Genomic DNA, 18,771 nt, shown 5'->3' with positions numbered 1-18,771 from the left:
CCGTCCTCTTGCCAGCGAGATAACCCATGTGGATCGATACGCACTGCCATCTCGACGCTTCGGAGTTCGACGCCGACCGTGATGCGGTTGCGGCGTCCGCACGCCATGCGGGGGTGTCGCGCATCGTGATTCCGGCGATCGGGCGACAGAACTTCGCGGCGGTGCGCGAGCTCGCGCATCGCGTCGACGGCGGCGCGTACGCGCTCGGCATTCATCCGCTCCTCACGCTGCACGCCGTCGATGCCGACCTCGACCTGTTGCGCATGGAGATCGAGGCGAGTCTCGACGATCCGCGCTTCGTCGGCATCGGCGAGATCGGGCTCGACTATTTCGTCGACGGCCTCGACGATGCGCGCCAGCAGTTTTTCTACAACGGCCAGTTGCAGCTCGCGCGCGAATTCGATTTGCCGGTCATCTGCCATGTGCGCAAATCGCAGGATCAGGTGATCAAAGGGCTGCGCAGGCATCAGATTCATCGCGGCATCGCGCACGCGTTCAATGGCAGTTTCCAGCAGGCGCAGGCGTACATCGATCAGGGCATGCATCTTGGGTTCGGCGGCAACCTCACGTTCGAGCGCGCCCGGCAGATCCGGCGACTCGCCGAACAGCTGCCGTTCGATGCGCTGGTCGTCGAGACCGACGCGCCGGATATCGCGCCGTCGTGGATGTACAGGCAGCGCAATTCACCCGAGCAGATTCCGGCGATCGGCGCGAGCCTCGCGCGACTGCGCGGTGTCACTTCCGACGCAGCCGCCCTTGGCACAACGGCTAACGCGCTCGCCGCGCTGCCGCGACTCGCGCTTTCCTCTGCATAATCGATTCCGTTGATCGAAAGGGTTCGCGTCGGGCGATCCCCACGCCCGGCGGGCTCGCTGCTGCCCGTTCGCTGGCGCGGTGACGAGGCCCGGCGCCAGCGGGTACGGAGGGCGGATGAGGGCGGTCTGGTGTGGATTTGCGTTGGGGGTGGTCTGGCTGCAGCGACAGGCGGTGTTGCCGGATACAGGCGCATGGTGCGCGTTGATACTGCTCGGCTGCACGGCGGCCGGCGTTGCGGTGTGGGGTTTGCGTGGCGGCGGAGCGGCTGCGGCGGCGGGTGTGACAGGTGCGGCAGGTGCGGCCGGTGCGGCGCTTCAGCGCGAATACGAGCGGGGCTTCTCGCACCAGCTCGCTAGCCGCGTATGGCGCGACGCTCGCATGCGGCGGGTGGCCGGTTGGGGCGCGGTGTGGTGCGCGGCGATCTGCGTCGGCTTCGGCTACGCGGCCGTGCGCGCGCAAACGCGGCTCGCGGTGAGCCTGCCGCACGAGTGGGAGGGTCGCGATATCGAGGTGGTCGGCACGATCAAGGGATTGCCGACGCGTGACGACAAAGGCGCGCGCTTCCTGTTCGACGTCGATACGAACGGTGCGCGGCTCGCCGCTTTCCCGCGCGTGATCCAGCTAGCCTGGATCGCGCGCGACGCCGCGGCGCCGCGGCTCGAACCGGGCGAACGCTGGCGTCTGACCGTGCGCCTGAAGCGCCCGCACGGCAACGCGAATTTCGGCGTGCGCGATGCAGAGGCGAGTCTGCTCGCGCGCAACGTCCGCGCGACCGGCTACGTGAGCGTGCCGGACCATGCGCGGCGCCTGACCGGTCACGCGCGCGGGCTCGCCGTGCTGGTCGACCGCTGGCGCGCCGGGTTGCGTGCGCGTATCGACACGGTGCTTGCCGATGCGCCGCATCGCGGCATCGTCGTCGCGCTCGCGATCGGCGCGCAGGACGAAGTGAGCCCCGCCGACTGGCAATTGATGCGCGCCACCGGCACGAGTCATCTGGTGGCGATTTCGGGCTTGCATCTCGGCTTGGTCGCGGGGCTGACCGGCTGGCTCGCGGCGGCAATCTGGCGACGTTCGGGGTGGCTCGGCCGCAACTGGCCGCTGCGCTTGCCCGCGCAGCTCGTCGGCGTGACGGCCGGTGCGATGTTCGCCGCACTGCATGCCGCGCTCGCGGGCTTCAACGTGCCAGCGCAACGCGCGCTGTGGATGGCCGCGCTCGTCGCGCTGGCGTTCGTCGGCGGCCGGCAGCTAGCGCGCTCCACGGTGCTCGCGTGGGCGCTCGGGCTCGTGCTGCTGGTCGATCCGTGGGCGGTCGTGTCGGCCGGATTCTGGCTGTCGTTTTGTGCAGTCGGCGCGATCCTGTTCGCGATGTCGGGGCGGCCGCGCGTGCGGGTTCCACTGGCGTCCCGTCATCATGAAGACGAGGAGGGCAGCGCGGCGCGTCCCGTATCGATCCGGCGTCTGCGCGCGCTCGCCGAACGGTTGCGCAGCGCCGCTCACGCGCAGGTCGCGGTGACGGTCGCGCTGGCGCCGCTGACCGCCTACTGGTTCGCGCAAATTCCGCTCGCCGGTCCGCTCGCGAACGCGTTCGCGATTCCCTGGGTGAGCCTGCTCGTCACGCCGACGGTGCTCGCGGGCGTCGCATTGCCCGCGCCGCTCGACGCGTTCGCGTGGCGCGCCGCGCACACGCTGCTCGATGGTCTCGCGGCCGGCCTGCAACTGGCGTCGGGACCGCGCTGGACGCTGTGGTGGCTGCCGCAGCCGCATGCGTGGGCGCTGGCCGCGGCGGCGCTCGGTGTGCTGTGGTGTCTCGCGCCGCGCGGCTGGCCCCTGCGCTGGGCGGCGCCGCTGTCGTGGCTGCCGCTGCTGATGCCCAGCGCAAGCGGCGCACTCGCCGAGCCATCAGGCGCGTTCCGTCTGACTGCGCTCGATGTCGGGCAGGGCTCGTCGGTGCTCGTGCAGACCGCGCATCACGCCTTGCTGTTCGATGCGGGTCCCGGTCCGGAATCGAGCCACGCTGGCGAGCGCGTGGTGGTGCCGTTCCTGCGGGCGCAAGGCGTGACGACGCTCGATACGCTGATGATCAGTCACGCCGATTCGGATCATGCGGGCGGCGCCCCTGCCGTTTTCGATGCGATCGAGGTGCGTCAGCTGGTGGCTGCTCTGGCGCCGGACAATCCGCTGTGGCCGAAGGCAAAACAGCATGGCACGCAGACGCTGCCGTGCGTGGCGGGGCAGCGCTGGCAGTGGGATGGTGTTGAGTTCGCCGTGCTGTGGCCTGACGTCGGGGCACTCACGGGCAAGGCGAACGAGCATTGCTGCGTGTTGAGGGTCAGCTCGTTGCCGCCCACCAACGCAAGCCAGGCGGCGGCGTTCGTCGGTGCGAACGCGCCGCGTTTCACGGCCCTGCTGACCGCCGACATCGAAGCGCCGACCGAACGCGCGCTGCTCGCGCGCGATCCCGCTATGCTGCGCGCGCAAGTGTTGATGGTGCCGCATCATGGCAGCAAAACGTCGTCGACCGAGCCGTTCCTCGACTCTATCGATCCGTCCATCGCGTTATTTCAGGTAGGCTACGAGAATCGCTTCCATCATCCGAATGCGGGCGTGTTCGCGCGCTACGCGGCGCGTCATATCGAACTCGGGCGCAGCGATCGCGATGGCGCCGTGAGGGTCGACGTCGATCCGGGCGCGCGCGGTGAGGAGGGCGCCGCGCTCACGCTCGAGCGCTATCGGGACACGCAGCGCCGCTACTGGATGGAGCCCTGAGCGCGTCGCGGCCCGATGAGCGCAACAGCGCAGACAACAGGCGCAAGCAGCGGTATAAGCAGCGGCACAGGCAAAGCACCGCCCACGCGTAAAAAACACAACGGAGATCGCCGCAGTTGAAAAACATCATCCATTTCACGCATGCGAACGGCTTTCCGGCCTCGACTTACCGGACGATCTTCGCCGAGCTCTCCGACGACTACGACGTGCGCTCGATCGAGCGGATCGGCCATGATCCGCGCTTTCCGGTCACGCAGGACTGGCCCCATCTGGTCGAGCAACTGCTTGACGACATCGCCCGCAAGTACGAGCAGCCGGTGTGGCTCGTCGGGCATTCGCTCGGCGGTTATCTGTCGCTGATGGCGGCGCTGAAAAAGCCGCAGTGGGTGAGGGGCGTCGTGATGCTCGACTCGCCGGTGATCGCCGGCTGGCGCAGCAGCATGCTGCGCGTGTCGCAATGGACCGGGCTCGACGAGCGGCTGTCGCCCGCCGCCGCGACGCGCAAGCGGCGCACGCAATGGACGAGCCGTGACGAAGCATGGCGGCACTTCCATTCGAAGCCCGCGTTCGCGCGCTGGGACGAGCGCATGCTGTCCGACTACATCGACTTCGGCATTCCGCAGAGTTCGCCCGACGGCACCCGGGTGCTCGCGTTCGATCGTCGCATCGAATACCAGATCTACCGGACGCTGCCGCATACGCTCGGCGCGCGGCTCGCGCGCGGCGCGCCGGTGCCGGTCGGGTTCATCGCCGGGACACGCTCGAAGGAAATCCGCCAGGCCGGGCTCGACGCGACGCGACGCGCGACCGGCGGCCATGTCGAGTGGATCGAGGGCAGCCATCTGTATCCGATGGAAAAGCCGATCGAAACCGCGCGCGCGGTGCAACGCATGCTGCGTGAGCTGGAGCGAACCGCCTGACGTGCTGCGCGCACGAAGCGGGCCCCAAACCGCTGCGCCGGCTGCCACGCGAGGCGGCCTCGGCACGCGTGGGTCGGCCGTTTTTTGCTGGGTCGGGACCATCCTTTACGGTATAATCCGTTTTTCCCGCGAGCATCCAGCGATGACCAAATATGTTTTCGTCACCGGCGGCGTAGTATCTTCCCTCGGCAAGGGTATTGCCGCCGCTTCCCTCGCCGCGATCCTCGAATCGCGCGGTCTTAAAGTCACCCTCCTCAAACTCGATCCCTACATCAACGTCGACCCCGGCACGATGAGCCCGTTTCAGCACGGCGAAGTGTTCGTGACGGAAGACGGAGCGGAAACCGACCTCGACCTCGGCCACTACGAGCGCTTCATCAGCACGAAGATGCGCAAGGCCAACAACTTCACCACGGGCCAGATTTACGAGTCGGTAATCCGCAAGGAACGCCGCGGCGATTATCTCGGCAAGACCGTGCAGGTCATCCCGCACATCACGAACGAAATCCAGGCATTCGTCGAGCGCGGCGCAGCGTCTGCGACGTGCGGCGAGCCGGATGTCGCGATCGTCGAAGTGGGTGGCACGGTGGGTGACATCGAATCGCTGCCGTTCCTCGAAGCCGCGCGCCAGATGAGCCTGCGCCTCGGCCGCAACAGCGCGTGCTTCGTGCACCTGACACTGGTGCCCTGGGTTGCCACGGCCGGCGAACTCAAAACCAAGCCCACCCAGCACAGCGTGCAGAAGCTGCGCGAAATCGGCATTTCGCCGCACGTGCTGCTGTGCCGTGCCGACCGCCGCATTCCGGACGACGAGCGCGCGAAGATCTCGCTGTTCTCGAACGTGCCCGAAGACGCGGTGATTTCCGTGTGGGACGCGGACAGCATCTACAAGATTCCGCAGATGCTGCACGACCAGGGTCTCGACGCGATCATCTGCGAAGAGCTGAAGCTCACGCCGAAGGCGGCGGACCTGTCCATGTGGTCGGACCTCGTCGAGAAGCTGCAGAACCCGAAGCACGAAGTGACGATCGGCATGGTCGGCAAGTACGTCGATCTGACCGAGTCGTACAAGTCGCTGATCGAAGCGCTGCGTCATGCGTCGATGCATACGTCGACGCGCGTGAACATCGAGTACATCGACTCCGAAGAGATCGAAACGCAAGGCGTCGGGAGCCTCAAGCATCTCGACGCGGTGCTCGTGCCGGGCGGCTTCGGCCGTCGCGGCACCGAAGGCAAGATCGCCGCGATCCGTTATGCGCGCGAAGCGAACGTGCCGTATCTCGGCATCTGCCTCGGCATGCAGCTCGCCGTGATCGAATTCGCCCGCGACGTCGTCGGCCTGAAGGACGCGAACAGCACCGAATTCGATCAGGAAACGAAGAACCGCGTGGTCGCGCTGATCACCGAGTGGTACGACCGCGAAGGCCGCGTCGAGAAGCGTACCGAAGAGTCGGATCTCGGCGGCACGATGCGCCTCGGCTCGCAGCGCTGTCCGATCAAGCCCGGCACGCTCGCCGAAGAGATCTACGGCACCGATGTGAACGAACGCCACCGTCACCGTTATGAGGTGAATAACCGTTTCGTGCCCCAGCTCGAAGGCGGTGGCCTCATCATTAGCGCCCGTACCCCGAGCGAGGATTTGCCGGAAATGATGGAGCTGCCGCGCAGCATGCACCCGTGGTTCGTCGGCGTCCAGTTCCACCCTGAATTCACGTCTACGCCGCGTGACGGTCATCCGCTGTTCAAGTCGTTCGTCGAAGCGGCGCTCGCGCATCAGCAGTCGAGGGTCGAGGAGAAAGCATGAAACTGGGCGATTTCGACGTCGGGCTCGACAAGCCGTTTTTCCTGATCGCCGGTACCTGTGTCGTCGAATCCGAACAGATGACGATCGACACGGCCGGCCGCCTGAAGGAAATCTGCGCGAAGCTGAACATTCCGTTCATCTACAAATCGTCGTACGACAAGGCCAATCGCAGCAGCGGCAAGTCGTTTCGCGGTCTGGGCATGGACGAAGGTCTGCGCATCCTGTCGGAAGTGAAGCGCCAGCTCGGTCTGCCGGTGCTGACCGACGTGCACGCCGAACACGAGATCGAGCAGGTGGCGTCGGTCGTCGACGTGCTGCAAACGCCCGCGTTCCTGTGCCGTCAGACCGACTTCATCCACGCGTGCGCGCGCTCGGGCAAGCCGGTCAACATCAAGAAGGGCCAATTTCTCGCGCCGCACGACATGAAGAACGTGATCGACAAGGCGCGCGACGCCGCGCGTGAAGCGGGTCTGTCCGAAGACCGCTTCATGGCGTGCGAGCGCGGCGTGTCGTTCGGCTATAACAACCTCGTGTCGGACATGCGTTCGCTCGCGATCATGCGCGAGACCAACGCGCCGGTCGTGTTCGACGCGACGCATTCGGTGCAGTTGCCGGGCGGTCAGGGCACGAGCTCGGGCGGCCAGCGCGAATTCGTGCCGGTGCTCGCGCGCGCCGCGGTCGCGGTCGGCGTCGCCGGTCTGTTCATGGAAACGCACCCGAATCCGGCGCAAGCGAAGTCTGACGGGCCGAACGCGGTGCCGCTCAATCGCATGGCCGACCTGCTCGAGACGCTCGTCACGCTCGACCGGGCCGTCAAGCGCGGGCCGTTCCTCGAAAGCGATTTCAACTGATTCAGGTGTGCGCCGCGTGTCACGATTGCCCTCGATAATCGACCCGCGGCGTTTTCGCATAATGGTCGTCGAACGTATCGGCGCGCGAGCTGTCTGTCGGGGAGACCGGCAGGTGCGCAATGCAAGGCCACAGTAAAGAATTCAACGTCATCCTTTGAGGAAACCATGAGTGCTATCGTAGACATCATCGGTCGAGAGATTCTCGATTCGCGAGGCAACCCCACCGTCGAATGCGACGTGCTGCTCGAGTCGGGCACGATGGGGCGCGCGGCCGTGCCGTCGGGCGCGTCGACCGGCTCGCGCGAAGCGATCGAACTGCGCGACGGCGAAGCCGGCCGCTACGGCGGCAAGGGTGTACTGAAGGCCGTCGAGCACATCAACACGGAAATCTCCGAAGCGATCATGGGTCTCGACGCTTCCGAGCAGGCGTTCCTCGACAAGACGCTGCTCGAGCTCGACGGCACCGACAACAAGTCGCGCCTCGGCGCGAACGCGATGCTGGCCGTGTCGATGGCCGTCGCGAAGGCCGCGGCTGAGGAGGCCGGTCTGCCGCTGTACCGCTACTTCGGCGGCTCGGGCGCCATGCAACTGCCGGTGCCGATGATGAACATCGTCAACGGCGGCGCGCATGCGAACAACAGCCTGGACATCCAGGAATTCATGATCGTGCCGGTCAGCCAGCCGAGCTTCCGCGAAGCACTGCGCTGCGGCGCCGAAGTGTTCCACGCGCTGAAGAAGATCCTGTCGGACCGCGGCATGAGCACGGCAGTCGGCGACGAAGGCGGCTTCGCACCGAACTTCGGCAGCAACGAGGAATGCCTGTCCACTATTTTGCAAGCCATCGAGAAAGCAGGCTACCGCGCCGGTGAAGACGTGCTGCTCGCGCTCGACTGCGCGGCCAGCGAGTTCTACCACGACGGCAAGTACCAGCTCGCGGGCGAAGGCCTGCAGCTGTCGTCGACGGAATTCGCGGACTACCTCGCGAACCTCGCCGACAAGTTCCCGATCGTGTCGATCGAAGACGGCATGCACGAGGGCGACTGGGAAGGCTGGAAGACGCTGACCGACAAGCTCGGCAACAAGGTCCAGCTGGTCGGCGACGACCTGTTCGTGACGAACACGCGCATCCTGAAGGAAGGCATCGAGAAGGGCATCGCGAACTCGATCCTGATCAAGATCAACCAGATCGGCACGCTGACGGAAACCTTCGCGGCGATCGAAATGGCCAAGCGCGCGGGCTACACGGCGGTGATTTCGCACCGTTCGGGCGAAACTGAAGACTCGACGATCGCGGACATCGCCGTCGGTCTGAACGCCGGCCAGATCAAGACAGGTTCGCTGTCGCGTTCCGACCGCATCTCGAAGTACAACCAGCTGCTGCGTATCGAGGAAGATCTCGGCGATATCGCGAGCTACCCGGGCAAGTCGGCCTTCTACAATCTGCGCTAAGCGGTCTTCGCCAGATTGTTCACGCCGATCGATGAGCCGGTTATCCTTCGTTTCTGATTGACCTCGCCGCCCTGCGTATAGCGCAGGGCGGCGCGTATTTATTGTGCTTACTTCATGCGGCTTGTCACTGCTGTCCTGATCGTTCTGCTGGCGTTGATCCAGTACCCGCTCTGGTGGGGGCACGGCGGCTGGCTGCGCGTGCATGAGTTGCAGGGACAACTCGCGCAGCAACTGCAGAAGAATGCCGACGCGAAGCTGCGCAACGAGCGCATCCAGGGCGAAGTGCAGGACCTGCAGAATGGCACGGCCGCGGTCGAAGAGCGGGCGCGCTACGAAATGGGCATGGTCAAGGACGGCGAAGTGTTCGTGCAGTTCGTGTCGCCGAACCAGCCGTTGCCGTTAGCGAATACGCCGTCGGCGAACACCTCGACGCGCGGTGAGGTGTCGGCCGCGCCGCTGCATGTGGTGCCGAATCCGGAGTCGCGCGCGAAGCCGGATCGCAAGCATGGCGGGAAGGCAGCGGCTGCGAAGGAGAAGAAGCCGGTGCACTGAGGTTCGATATTTCGCATCGGCCTCGCAGGAAGGCGCAAAAAAGCGCGGTTCATCCTGAACCGCGCTTTTTTGTTTTTATGCTGCCGTGTTCGCCCTACCAGCCCCAATACGGCCCGAACCCGACGCCGATCCCGGTTCCCCAGCCACGTCCCCAGCCGCCGCTCGAGAAGCCCGCGGAAAACCTCACGGGCGGCGAACGCGAGTAGTAGCGCGACCAGGCTTGCGCGGCGGCGTCCGCGGCCATCGTCTGATTCTGTTCGAACATGACCTGTTGCTCGATCGCGTCATAGCGCGCGCGTTCCTCCGGTGTCAGCGTCTGCGTATGACTGATGGCTTCGGCCTGATCGGGCGGCAGACGGCTCAGAATCGGCGCTGGGCCACGCGGATCGATCGAGCAGCCGGCCAGCACCGCGCTGCCCGTGAGGACGGCAAGGATCAACGAAAGCGTGTGCTTCATGGTCGAATCTCCATCGGTCCGAGGCTCGAGCAAGCTTCTTCCAACGCGCAGTACCGCATCCTTCCAAAGTATCAACGCCGCGCTCAAAAGCAACGCGCCGCCCGAGCCGTGACGAGGCATGGGGCGGCGCGGTCAGGACTTGCGTTGAAGAGCCCGATCAGTTCACGGGCACGTACTCCGCTTCGGCGAAAGCGCGGTCTAGTGCCGTTGCGCGGCCGCCGGCGTCACACCCTGTGAGAGTCCGCCGGCCACGAAAAGTTGCGCGACGTCGACCGGGTCGAACTCGTAGCGCTGATTACAAAACTCGCAGTGAATCTCGACGTGGCCGCGTTCCTCGATCACGCTGTCGACTTCATCGCGGCCAAGCATCTTCAGCATCGCGCCGACTTTTTCGCGCGAACACGTGCATTCGAAGCGCGCGGTAACCGGCTCGAAATGCTGGACGTTTTCCTGCCAGAACAGGCGTCGGAACACCGTCTCAGGTTCTTCCTTCAGCAGCTCGTCGTGCGACAGCGTGCCGCCGAGCGTGCACACGCGTTCCCACGTATCCGCGTCGAGCTCGCCCGGATGCGGGACGATGCCGCCGTCGCCCGGCAGTTTCTGCAGCAGCATGCCGACCGCGCGCTCGGTGTTCGCCGCGAGCCACATGCGCGTGTCGAGCTGCTCGGAGTGATGCATATAGTGCTCGAGCACCTCGGCGATCGACTTCAGCGCTCCGTCCACGCCCGACAGCGGCACGATACTCTGGTACGGCTGCTGGCCGGGCTGCTTGGCGGTCGGGTCGAGCGTGATCACGCAGCGGCCGTAGCCGCTCGCGTTCACCAGATCGATGAGCGAGGTCGTGTCGTCGATCGTATGGGCGGCTTCGCCGGACAGCTTCGCGGTGGCGCGCATCGTCAGGTTCGAGCTGCACTGCACGACCAGCATCTTGACCGGGCCATCGCCGAAAATCTGCATGACGAGCGTGCCGTCGAACTTCAGGTTCGCCGACAGCAGCGCGCACGCGGCCATCATTTCGCCCAGAATCGTTCGCACGGGCGCCGGATAATCGCGGCGCGTCAGGACGTCCTGCCAGGTATTGCGCAGGGAAACGATCTCGCCGCGCACCGGCGCCGCGCTGAACATGAATTTTTGCAACTGGTCGCTCACAACTTTTCCTCGCTGGAATGACGCGGCATGACGCCGCGCCTTTGCGCACCGCGCGCCGGCCGTCTAGCCGATGCGTACGAGCTGCGCCTTGAAATACTCGCGGCGCCCAGCATAGCTTGCCGCGCCGCGCTGCATGTTGGCGATATCCGCTTCCGTCAGTTCGCGTACCGCCTTCGCGGGCGCGCCGAGGATCAGCGTATTGTCGGGAAACACCTTGCCCTCGGTGACGATGGCGCCCGCTCCGACCAGACAGTTGCGGCCGATCACCGCGCCATTCAAGACCACCGCCTGAATTCCGATCAACGCGCCTTCCTTGATCGTGCAGCCGTGCAGCATCGCCTGATGGCCGATCGTCACGTTCGACTCGACCGTCAGCGGATAGCCGGGGTCGGTGTGCAGCACCGCGCTTTCCTGCACGTTGCTGCCGGCGCCGATCGTGATCGGCTCGTTGTCGCCGCGCAGTGTCGCGCCGAACCACACGCTCGCGTTCTCCTCGAGCGTTACGTTGCCGATGATGTTCGCCGAATCCGCGACGAACACGCTTTCATGAATGATCGGGGCGGCTTCGCCCAGCTTGTAAATCGTCACAATGTCTCCTTGTTGGTCAGAGCCGGGCCTTCGGTGACTCCGATCCTGCGCACGATGATGGTCTGATCGGTTGCCACGCATGGGCGGGGCGGCGCGCAGCCGGCGCGGTGCGAGGTTGGCGGTCTTGCGTCGCCAACTGACGGGCGTGCCCGAAAGCGCGCCGGTTGGTCGAATCGGGTATTGTAAACGGTTGTGTGCATGAGCCGCTTGGCCGCTCGCGCGCGGCTCAGCCGCCGTCTGTCCGCCGTCTTTACCGCCTCCAACGCCGATCCGTTTGTCATGACGTCCGCCGCTTCGCCCGTTTCTGTCGCTTCTCGCGCATCGAATTCTCACGACGAGCCGCCGTGTGCGCGCCGCGCCGCGCTCGCGGCGTTGCGCGAGCGGGATCCGGCCGCGAAGGCCGGGGCGGCCCGCGAGTTGTACGCTGCGGTACTCGACGGTCGCGCGCTCTGTGACTCCGGCCTCGATCTCGCCGAGCCCGCTGGCCTGCCGGGCCGCCCCGAACGGCCCGAACTGGTCGAACCGCGCCAACTCGGTCGACGCAGCATGCAGTCGCCGCAGGGCCGCGCGGTGCTGCTCCACGCGCTCGCGCACATCGAGTTCAATGCGATCAATCTGGCGCTCGACGCCATCTGGCGTTTCCCCGGCATGCCCGCCGGGTTCTATACCGACTGGCTCAAAGTCGCCGCCGAAGAGGCGTATCACTACTCGCTGCTCGCCGCGCGTCTCGCCGAATATGGCCACGCGTACGGCGACTTCCCGGCGCACGGCGGCCTATGGGATATGTGCGAGCGCACCCGTGGTGACGTGCTCGCGCGCATGGCGCTCGTGCCGCGTACGCTCGAAGCGCGCGGCCTCGACGCGTCGCCGCCGATCCGCGCGCGTCTGCAGCAGGCCGGCGATCACGCGTCGGCGGCGATTCTCGACGTGATCCTGCGCGATGAAATCGGCCACGTGCTGATCGGCAACCGCTGGTTCCGTCACCTGTGCGACGCGGACGGCCTCGATCCGCACCACACCTATCTGCGTCTCGCCGACCAGTATCACGCGCCGAAACTGCGTGGCCCGTTCAATTTCGAAGCGCGCCGCGACGCTGGTTTCGACGACGCCGAACTCGCCGCGCTCGCGAGTCAGGATGCGCAGCAAGCCATGCAGGCAACGGACGATCGAGCATCGCGTCAATAAACCGTTACCACTTCTTGCGCCGCTGTTCCTATAATCGAACGACCATTCTTTTTTACGGGTGCGCCGTTCATGAATACATCCCGCTCTGAGTTCGTTGCCGCGCGCGGCGTCCGGCTGCACGTGCGGCGCTGGGGCCATCCCGATGCGCGGATACTGTTCATGCTGCACGGCTGGATGGACGTCGGCGCGTCGTTCCAGTTCGTCGTCGATGCGCTCGGTGGCGACTGGCAGGTGATCGCGCCCGACATGCGCGGCTTCGGTCTGTCCGACTGGCCGGTCGCCGAGCGCGGCGGCGGCAGCTACTGGGTGCAGGACTATCTCGGCGATCTCGACGCGCTGATCGACCGCTACGCGCCCGACGGCCAGGTGAACCTCGTCGGTCACAGCATGGGCGCGAACGTCGTGTGCCTGTATGCGGGCGTGCGGCCGCAGCGGGTGCGGCGTGTGGTCGATCTGGAAGGCTTCGGGCTTGCGCGATCGCATCCGGCGCAGGCGCCGAAGCGCCTGCTCAATTGGCTCGACGAATTGCGCGATCCACCCCAGCTCAAGCGCTACGCGTCGCTCGACGAGGTCGCCGCCCGCCTGATCAAAACCAATCCGCGCCTCGTTCCGCGGCGTGCGCAATTTCTCGCGCAGCACTGGTCGAAGCCGGATGGCGAAGGGCGCTTCATGCTGCTCGCCGATCCAGCGCACAAGGTCCGCGGCCCGACGCTGTATCGCCTCGACGAGGTGATGGCGGTGTGGCGTAAGGTCAGCGCGAAGGTGCTGCACGTCGAGGCCGCCGGCTCGCCGACGCTCGCGCAGATCGCCGGCGACATTCCGCTCGATGAATTCAAGGCGCGTTTCCAGGCGTTTCCCGATTGGCGCGAGAAGATCATCGACGGCGCGGGGCACATGGTGCATCACGACCAGCCGGAGCAGATCGCCGCGTTGATCGAGGGGTTCTGCGCCTGACACCGCGCCTGAAGCTACGTTTGAAACGGCGCTCGTGGGTCGCCCGGAGGTCGCGGGATCGGCGCTGACTGGTCTTGACCTCGCGGCACGCCGGCAACCGGCACTGGCGTCGCGAGATACCCCTGCGGCCCCTTACTGCATTGCAGTAAAATGACCGCAGAACCCTTCCAGGACCACGATGAACGCCGATCTTCACTGCCACTCCACCGTTTCCGACGGCCAGTTCGCGCCGGCCGACGTCGCGCGCCGCGCGCACGCTAACGGCGTGACGCTGTGGGCGCTCACCGATCACGACGAAGTGGGCGGCCAGCACGAGGCGCGCACCGCGGCCGAGGCTCTCGGCATGGATTACCTGAGCGGCGTCGAGATTTCGGTCACGTGGGCGGGGCGCACCGTGCACATCGTCGGACTCGGCATCGATCCGGGCAGCCAGATCCTGATCGACGGTCTCGCCCGCACGCGCGACGGCCGCGCTGCGCGCGCCGAAGCAATCGGCGAGCAACTGGCCACGCTCGGCATTCCAGACGCGTACGAGGGCGCGCTGCATTACGTATCGAATCCCGACATGATGTCGCGCACGCATTTCGCGCGCTTCCTGGTCGAGCACGGCCACTGCGCAAACACCCAGGAAGTGTTCGACCGCTATCTCGGCGACGGCAAGCCGGCTTACGTCGCGCACCGCTGGGCCAGGCTCGCCGACGCACTCGGCTGGATCCAGGCCGCGGGCGGCGTCGCGATCGTCGCGCATCCCGGTCGTTACGCATATTCGCAACTCGAATTCGACGCGTTCTTTGGCGAATTCATCGACCTCGGCGGCGAGGCGATCGAGGTCGTGACCGGCAGCCACACGCCCGACCAGTACCGCGAATATGCGGACGTCGCGCGTCGCTATGGCTTCGAGGCCTCGCGCGGTTCCGACTTCCATGCGCCTGGCGAAGGCCGCGTCGAACTCGGTGCACTGCCGCCGCTACCCGCCGATCTGAAGCCCGTTTGGGAACGCTGGCTGTGACCGCGCGCCGTGCCGGAGCGGCACGGCGCGCGCGGGCCGGCTGGATGCGGCACGCGCTCTGCTCGCCGCAGCCCATCCGCCGCAGTTCGTCTGCCGCCATCGTGAGTCTCCATGTCCCAATACTTTCGGCTTCACCCCGACAATCCGCAACCGCGTCTCGTCAAGCAGGCCGTGCAGATCATCAACGGCGGCGGCGTGGTCGCCTTGCCGACCGATTCGACCTACGCGCTCGCCTGCCGTCTCGACGACAAGGATGCGGTCGAACGGCTGCGGCGCATCCGCGGACTCGACGAAAAGCAACTACTGTCGCTGCTCGTGCGTGATCTGTCGGAGCTCGCCAATTTTGCTATGGTGGACAACTGGCAGTACAGGCTCCTTAAGTCGGTGACCCCGGGTCCGTACGTGTTCGTGCTGCAGGCCACCAAGGAAGTGCCGCGGCGCGTGTCGCATCCGTCGCGCAAGACGATCGGCCTGCGCGTGCCGGATCACGCGATCACGCTCGCGATTCTCGAGGAGCTTGGCCAGCCGCTGCTCGGCTCGACACTGATCATGCCCGGCGAAACCGAGCCGCTGAACGACCCCGAGGAAATCCGCGCGCGGCTCGAAAAGCAGCTCGATCTGGTGATCGACGGCGGCGCGTGCGTGTGCGAGCCGTCCACCGTGATCGATCTGACCGGCTCGGAGCCGGTGCTGGTGCGGGCAGGGCGCGGCTCGCTCGCGCCGTTCGGTCTCGAGGAAACGGCGTGAGCGTCGTGAGCGAAAGCGGACAGACACGCGCGAGCGCATTGTTACAATAGCGAGCTATGGATTCTTCCCTGATACAGACGATTGCGGTGTACGCGCTGCCGGTGATCTTCGCGATTACGCTGCACGAGGCTGCGCACGGCTACGTCGCGCGCTGGCTCGGCGACAACACCGCGTACGTGCTCGGCCGCGTGTCGCTGAACCCGATGCGGCACATCGATCCGCTCGGCACGATTGCCATTCCGCTGCTGCTGTACTTCGCGACGAGCGGCGCGTTCGTGTTCGGCTATGCGAAGCCGGTGCCGGTCGCGTTCGGCAATCTGCGCAACCCGCGCTGGGGCAGCCTATGGGTCGCGGCGGCCGGGCCCATGTGCAATTTCATCCAGGCGCTGTTCTGGGGCGTGTTCGGCGTTGCGCTCGCGGGGCTCAATGTCAACGAACCGTTTTTCACGCGCATGGCGGGCGCGGGCGTCGGCGTCAATCTCGTGCTCGGCGTGCTGAACCTGTTTCCGCTGCCGCCGCTCGATGGCGGCCGCGTGGTGATGGCCCTGTTGCCGCCGAAGCAATCGATCGCGTTGTCGCGGCTCGAGCCGTACGGCTTTTTCATCGTGATGGCGCTGGTGATGACGGGTACGCTCACGCGTTTCTGGTTGAGGCCACTCGTGACGCTCGGGTATAGCGCGATCACCGCAATTCTGACTCCACTTGTTTCGCTTTTCTAAATAACCATGTTCCCAGACCGTATCTTCTCCGGCATGCGGCCCACCGGGTCGTTGCACCTCGGCCACTATCACGGCGTGCTGAAAAACTGGGTGCGGCTGCAGTCCGAATACCCGTGCTTCTTCTGCGTGGTCGACTGGCACGCACTGACGACGCACTACGAAACGCCCGAAGTGATCGAAAAGAACGTGTGGGACGTGCTGATCGACTGGCTCGCTTCCGGCATCGATCCGGCGCAGGCGACGCTGTTCATCCAGAGCAAGGTGCCCGAGCATGCCGAGCTGGCGCTGCTGCTCGGCATGAGCACGCCGCTCGGCTGGCTCGAACGCGTGCCGACCTACAAGGAGCAGATGGAAAAGCTGAAGGACAAGGACCTGTCCACCTACGGCTTCCTCGGCTATCCGGTGCTGATGGCGGCGGACATTCTGCTGTATCGCGGCTCGCTCGTGCCGGTCGGTGAAGACCAGGTGCCGCACGTCGAGATGACGCGCGAAATCGCCCGTCGTTTCAACTACCTGTACGGCCGTGAGCCGGGCTTCGAGGAGAAGGCGAACGAAGCCGCGAAGAAGCTCGGCGGCAAGCGCTCGAAGCTGTATCACGAGTTGCGCAACGCGTATCAGCAGGAAGGCGACGACGAAGCGCTCGAACGCGCGCGGGCGATGCTGCAGGAATCGCAAAGCCTGTCGATGAGCGATCGCGAGCGCCTGTTCGGCTATCTCGAAGGTTCGCGCAAGATCATCCTCGTCGAGCCGCAGGCGATGCTGACGGAGGCGTCGCGCATGCCGGGTCTCGACGGCCAGAAGATGTCGAAGTCGTACGGCAACACGATCGGCCTGCGCGAAGACGCGGAAACCATCACGAAGAAGGTCCGCACGATGCCGACCGACCCCGCGCGCGTGCGCCGCACCGATCCGGGCGACCCCGACAAGTGTCCGGTGTGGCAGTTGCATCAGGTCTATACCGACGAAGCGACCCACGAGTGGGTGCAGAAGGGCTGCCGCTCGGCAGGCATCGGTTGCCTCGATTGCAAGCAGCCGGTCGTCGAAGGGATTCTGCGCGAGCAGCAGCCGATGCTCGAGCGCGCGCAGAAGTACATGGACGACCCGTCGCTGTTGCGCGCGATCGTCGCCGATGGCTGCGACAAGGCACGCCGGTTCGCGACCGAAACGATGCGCGACGTCCGTGAGGCGATGGGGCTGTCGTACAGCTGATGCGCACCCGACGCGCCGCGGTGCAGCGATGAGCACGCCCGTTACCAGTGGCTTGCATGGCCTCGGTGAACCGTCGCGCTGGGTGCGTCACTGGGCGCACCTGATCGCGCCGGGCGGCGCGGTGCTCGACGTCGCGTCGGGGGCCGGGCGGCATGCGCGCTTTTTTGCGTCGCTCGGCCATCCGGTCACCGCGATCGATCGCGACGCGGTTGCTCTCGACCTGCTGCGCGACGCGCCGCTCGTCACACTTCTCGTGGCCGATCTCGAAGGCGCGACGTGGCCACTACCGGCCGATGCGGCGTTCGCCGCCGTCGTGGTCACCAACTACCTGCACCGGCCGCTTTTTCCGCAGTTGCTGCGCGCGCTCGCGCCCGGCGGCGTACTGGTTTACGAGACCTTCGCGCAAGGAAACGAAAGCGTCGGCAAACCCTCCAATCCGGCGTTTTTGCTCGCGCCTGGCGAGCTCCTCGACACCGTGCGGGGCCACCTGCGGGTGATCGCATTTCAGGACGGATTTCTCGCCGAGCCGCGTCCGGCCTACGTTCAGCGCATCTGCGCGGTTCGGGAAACGGCCCGGGCGCATGATCCCGCACGGGCAACAGCGCCACCTTGTTACGAGTTGGCTGGCTAATCCGCTACAATCGCGGTTTACCTGATCATATTCATGGCGTTTCATGACTAACGGCAACCACAGCGGTCACCAGGACGGCGTTCAGATCCGCGGCAGCATTCCTGCCATCATCACTCCGATGCTCGAAGACGGCAGCCTCGATCTGCCGGCGTTTCGCAAACTGATCGACTGGCACGTCGAGGAAGGCACGAATGCGCTCGTCGTGGTCGGCACGAGCGGCGAGTCGGCCACGCTGTCGGTCGAAGAACACGTGCTCATGGTCAAGACCGCAGTCGAGCACACCGCTGGACGCATTCCTGTCATCGCGGGCGCGGGTGCCAATTCCACCGCTGAGGCGATCGAACTCACGCAACACGCGAAGGACGTCGGCGCGGATGCCACGCTGCAGGTCGTGCCGTACTACAACAAGCCGACCCAGGAAGGCATCTACCGCCATTTCGCGAAGATCGCCGAAACCGTCGATCTGCCAGTGATTCTGTACAACGTGCCGGGCCGCACCGTCGCCGACATGAGCAACGAGACCATCCTGCGCTGCGCACAGGTGCCGGGCATCGTCGGCGTGAAGGAGGCCACGGGCAACATCGACCGCGCCGCGCATCTGATCAAGTCGGCGCCGGCGCATTTCGGCATCTATAGCGGCGACGACCCCACCGCGATCGCGCTGATGCTGCTCGGCGGTCACGGCAATATTTCGGTCACCGCGAACGTCGCGCCGCGCGCAATGAGCGAACTGTGCAAGGCCGCGCTCGCCGCGGACGTGAAGACCGCGCGCGACATTCATCTGAAACTCCTGTCACTGCACAAGTACCTGTTTGCCGAAGCGAATCCGATTCCGGCGAAGTGGGCGCTGCAGCAACTGGGGCGTGTGCAGGGCGGCATCCGCCTGCCGCTCACGCCGCTCGACGCGCAATACCACGAAGTGGTGCGCGGCGCGCTGCGCGAAGCGGGCCTGCTCGGCTGAACGG

At 65.8% G+C, this 18,771-nt stretch carries 18 protein-coding genes; 15 read left to right on the top strand and 3 right to left on the bottom strand.

Translation table 11 applies throughout. The features are described from left to right. Positions 1–26 precede the first annotated feature (26 nt). The 7 genes from OKW37_RS16575 (at position 27) to ftsB (ending at position 9,158) form a co-directional block, all read left to right on the top strand. Entirely contained in the window at positions 27–815 is a 789-nt protein-coding gene (locus tag OKW37_RS16575; RefSeq protein WP_429405226.1) for a TatD family hydrolase, read from the top strand. 115 nt (positions 816–930) lie between these two features. Beyond that, positions 931–3,582: a DNA internalization-related competence protein ComEC/Rec2 gene (locus OKW37_RS16570; RefSeq protein WP_429405227.1), complete on the top strand. Its 2,652-nt coding sequence runs from the start codon at positions 931–933 to the stop codon at positions 3,580–3,582. A gap of 116 nt (positions 3,583–3,698) precedes the next feature. Next, positions 3,699–4,502, top strand: a complete 804-nt coding sequence (locus tag OKW37_RS16565; RefSeq protein ID WP_429405229.1) for an alpha/beta fold hydrolase — start codon at positions 3,699–3,701, stop codon at positions 4,500–4,502. Between the two features lie 142 nt (positions 4,503–4,644). Further along, positions 4,645–6,306, top strand: coding sequence for a CTP synthase (locus OKW37_RS16560; protein ID WP_090800767.1), 1,662 nt, complete (start codon positions 4,645–4,647; stop codon positions 6,304–6,306). Further along, complete coding sequence (gene kdsA, locus OKW37_RS16555) at positions 6,303–7,157, top strand: 3-deoxy-8-phosphooctulonate synthase (protein ID WP_090800765.1); 855 nt, start codon at positions 6,303–6,305, stop codon at positions 7,155–7,157. Before OKW37_RS16560 ends, kdsA begins: the two co-directional genes overlap by 4 nt. A gap of 165 nt (positions 7,158–7,322) precedes the next feature. Further along, entirely contained in the window at positions 7,323–8,606 is a 1,284-nt protein-coding gene (gene eno, locus OKW37_RS16550) for a phosphopyruvate hydratase (protein WP_018417543.1), read from the top strand. 114 nt (positions 8,607–8,720) lie between these two features. Next, entirely contained in the window at positions 8,721–9,158 is a 438-nt protein-coding gene (ftsB, locus tag OKW37_RS16545) for a cell division protein FtsB (protein ID WP_090800763.1), read from the top strand. Positions 9,159–9,252: 94 nt separating this feature from the next. Here the strand turns inward: ftsB and OKW37_RS16540 are convergent, their stop codons facing one another. The 3 genes from OKW37_RS16540 to OKW37_RS16530 all read right to left on the bottom strand — a co-directional run bounded on the left by OKW37_RS16540 (position 9,253) and on the right by OKW37_RS16530 (position 11,352). Beyond that, the gene (locus OKW37_RS16540; RefSeq protein WP_090800761.1) at positions 9,253–9,615 is read right to left on the bottom strand and encodes a hypothetical protein; all 363 of its coding nucleotides are present in this window, start codon (positions 9,613–9,615) and stop codon (positions 9,253–9,255) included. A 198-nt stretch (positions 9,616–9,813) separates the two neighbouring features. Continuing rightward, complete coding sequence (hslO, locus tag OKW37_RS16535; protein ID WP_090800759.1) at positions 9,814–10,764, bottom strand: Hsp33 family molecular chaperone HslO; 951 nt, start codon at positions 10,762–10,764, stop codon at positions 9,814–9,816. Positions 10,765–10,827: 63 nt separating this feature from the next. Beyond that, entirely contained in the window at positions 10,828–11,352 is a 525-nt protein-coding gene (locus OKW37_RS16530) for a gamma carbonic anhydrase family protein (RefSeq protein WP_184004143.1), read from the bottom strand. 279 nt (positions 11,353–11,631) lie between these two features. On the opposite strand from OKW37_RS16530, the gene OKW37_RS16525 reads away from it, so the two are divergent. The 8 genes from OKW37_RS16525 to dapA all read left to right on the top strand — a co-directional run bounded on the left by OKW37_RS16525 (position 11,632) and on the right by dapA (position 18,767). After that, positions 11,632–12,537 carry a ferritin-like domain-containing protein gene (locus OKW37_RS16525; protein WP_184057405.1) on the top strand — a complete coding sequence of 302 codons (906 nt, stop codon included), beginning with the start codon at positions 11,632–11,634 and terminating at the stop codon, positions 12,535–12,537. A 69-nt stretch (positions 12,538–12,606) separates the two neighbouring features. After that, the gene (locus tag OKW37_RS16520; RefSeq protein WP_184057309.1) at positions 12,607–13,491 is read left to right on the top strand and encodes an alpha/beta fold hydrolase; all 885 of its coding nucleotides are present in this window, start codon (positions 12,607–12,609) and stop codon (positions 13,489–13,491) included. A gap of 178 nt (positions 13,492–13,669) precedes the next feature. Then, on the top strand, positions 13,670–14,500 hold the full coding sequence (locus OKW37_RS16515; RefSeq protein ID WP_187626672.1) for a 3',5'-nucleoside bisphosphate phosphatase: 831 nt from the start codon (positions 13,670–13,672) through the stop codon (positions 14,498–14,500). Between the two features lie 111 nt (positions 14,501–14,611). Next, complete coding sequence (locus OKW37_RS16510) at positions 14,612–15,247, top strand: L-threonylcarbamoyladenylate synthase (RefSeq protein ID WP_090800752.1); 636 nt, start codon at positions 14,612–14,614, stop codon at positions 15,245–15,247. A 56-nt stretch (positions 15,248–15,303) separates the two neighbouring features. Next, the gene (locus OKW37_RS16505) at positions 15,304–15,966 is read left to right on the top strand and encodes a site-2 protease family protein (protein WP_090800750.1); all 663 of its coding nucleotides are present in this window, start codon (positions 15,304–15,306) and stop codon (positions 15,964–15,966) included. A 6-nt stretch (positions 15,967–15,972) separates the two neighbouring features. Beyond that, positions 15,973–17,175, top strand: coding sequence for a tryptophan--tRNA ligase (locus tag OKW37_RS16500; RefSeq protein WP_129959391.1), 1,203 nt, complete (start codon positions 15,973–15,975; stop codon positions 17,173–17,175). Positions 17,176–17,203: 28 nt separating this feature from the next. Further along, complete coding sequence (locus OKW37_RS16495; protein WP_184057305.1) at positions 17,204–17,806, top strand: class I SAM-dependent methyltransferase; 603 nt, start codon at positions 17,204–17,206, stop codon at positions 17,804–17,806. A gap of 43 nt (positions 17,807–17,849) precedes the next feature. Then, the gene (gene dapA / locus OKW37_RS16490) at positions 17,850–18,767 is read left to right on the top strand and encodes a 4-hydroxy-tetrahydrodipicolinate synthase (RefSeq protein ID WP_184004131.1); all 918 of its coding nucleotides are present in this window, start codon (positions 17,850–17,852) and stop codon (positions 18,765–18,767) included. The last annotated feature ends 4 nt before the right edge of the window (positions 18,768–18,771 follow it).

Source organism: Paraburkholderia sp. MM5482-R2 (assembly GCF_050436125.1).
GTDB classification, from domain to species: domain Bacteria; phylum Pseudomonadota; class Gammaproteobacteria; order Burkholderiales; family Burkholderiaceae; genus Paraburkholderia; species Paraburkholderia tuberum.
This window is presented reverse-complemented; position numbering and strand designations above follow the sequence as displayed.